Source organism: Hydrogenivirga sp. 128-5-R1-1 (genome assembly GCF_000171895.1).
The window spans coordinates 1-2,159 of the sequence record NZ_ABHJ01000163.1 but is presented as its reverse complement, the minus strand read 5'-3'; the positions used below and the strand labels follow the sequence as shown (position 1 = coordinate 2,159).

Annotated in this window: 2 protein-coding genes; both read right to left on the bottom strand. The window is 33.3% G+C overall.

Annotated elements, in window-relative coordinates:
- The coding region (gene purL / locus HG1285_RS03900; RefSeq protein ID WP_008288771.1) for a phosphoribosylformylglycinamidine synthase subunit PurL at positions 1–1,515 on the bottom strand (1,515 nt) is incomplete at its 3' end.
- Positions 1,516–1,558: 43 nt separating this feature from the next.
- Positions 1,559–2,159, bottom strand: a 601-nt coding sequence (locus HG1285_RS03905; RefSeq protein ID WP_008288770.1) for a DUF4010 domain-containing protein, incomplete at its 5' end; no start/stop codon positions are given.

Here is a 2,159-nt window from a genome sequence, read left to right as displayed (position 1 = left end):
GTTTAGACAATCTGTAATTGCAAGAGGTTTAGCTCCTGATACATAAACATTTCTAACAGCCTCTGCTACAACCCTTTTACCACCTTCATAAGGGTTTAAATAAACCCATCTTCCATTTCCGTCGGAAGATACAGCAACAGCTTTTTCACTGTTTATTTCTGGCTTAACAGCCCATTTTATTCTTAAAATTGCAGCATCACTTCCCGGTTTTACTACTGTGTTTATACCTACTTCCTGGTCGTATTGTCTATAAATCCAGTCTTTTTTGGCAATTGTAGGTGAAGATAAAACCTTTTTTATAGCTTCTTTTAAATCTACTTCCGGCAGCTGATTTTGATTAAATGATTTCGTTTCTTTTAAATACTGTGGCTCTTTTCTTGGTCTATTGTAAACAGGAGCATCATCAACAATCGCTGATATAGGTAAATCTACTATTTTTTCGCCTTTATAAAAAACTTCCATTCTTTTTGTATCTGTGGTTTCTCCAACTTCTGCAGCTTCAAGACCATAAGATTTTGCTATTTTGATAACTTCTTCTACTTTATCCTCATCAACCGCATAAAGCATTCTTTCCTGACTTTCAGAGAGCAGTATCTCATAAGGAGTCATACCTTCTTCCCTTAAAGGAACATTTTCAAGATAAACCCTTACTCCCATTCCAGACTTTGAACCAAACTCTGATGTTGAACCTGCAAGCCCGGCAGCTCCAAAATCCTGACATCCCTCAATTAAACCTTTTTGCATTACTTCTAATGTGCATTCAATTAATCTTTTACCAAAAAATGGGTCTCCTATCTGAACATTAGGTCTTTTGTCTTCTGTTTCTTCCGAAAATTCTGCAGATGCCATTGTAGCTCCGTGAATTCCATCTCTACCAGTGGCAGAGCCAACCATTACCATTTTTTGTCCTATTTTCGTTGCTCTTGCTCTAAACATTTTGTCTTTTTCTAATATTCCAAGACAAAAAGCATTTACCAGAGGGTTTCCTGCGTATACTTCGTCAAATACAGTTTCACCGCCTATTGTAGGAACTCCAATGCAGTTTCCATAAAACCCAATCCCTTTAACTACTCCTTGAGCTATAGGTTTTGCATCTTTTATGTTTTTTCTTTTTCCATCATTTCTTGGGTCTCCAAATCGTAAACTGTCAAAGGCACATACAGGTCTTGCCCCCATAGAAAGTATGTCTCTGATTATCCCTCCAACTCCTGTAGCTGCACCGTGAAAAGGCTCTATATATGATGGATGATTATGACTTTCCACTTTAAAAGCAACTGCGTATTTATCATCTATTTCAACAACGCCAGCATTTTCACCGGGTCCCTGTAAAACCCAGGGAGCTTCAGTTGGAAATACTTTTAAAAAAGGTTTTGAAGATTTATATGAACAGTGCTCACTCCATAAAGCGCCAAAAATTCCAAGCTCTGCTTCATTTGGCTCTCTTCCAATTAATTCAACTATCCTTTTATATTCTTCTAAGTTTAATCCATGTGCAGAAAGGATTTTTTCATCCATTCAATATTGCCCCAAAAATTTATTTAAAAATACTATTTTATCATTAAATTAAGATATAAATACCACAAACTATAGTTATAATTACAAATAGTATAAATACATCTTTTTTTAATTTACTATTTCCGAAAATAACAGCGTATATGAATTTAAAGAAACTATTTGATACAGCTGCTAAAAGAATACCATTTATATATACATCTTTTATATTTTCTGTTTTAGCCAATTTAGACAAGGATATAGTTATTGCATCAACATCAATTACCCCAGAAATAAAACTTGCCAAATATACACCTTTTGAACCAAAGTAAAAATCAAGTGCCTTTACAGATAGTAAAATTACTGCATAAATAAATGCAAATTGAAGTGCTGATGAAATTTCAAAAGGATTATTTATTTGTAAAGTGTTCTTTTCCTCTTTTTTTATAAAAAATTCTTTTCTGTATTTTATGTATATAAATATTATGTATAAAATTGATACTATTATTAGTGGTATTGATATATTTACTACTATATCAGGATTAATTACATAACTCAGGAAAATTACCCTGAAATTCATCAAAGTCCATGCAAGTGTTATTCCAAGAGCTGCAGAAGGAGTTATTTCAGGATAAAATTTAGCTTTTTTAGAAAGTTCATACGTTACA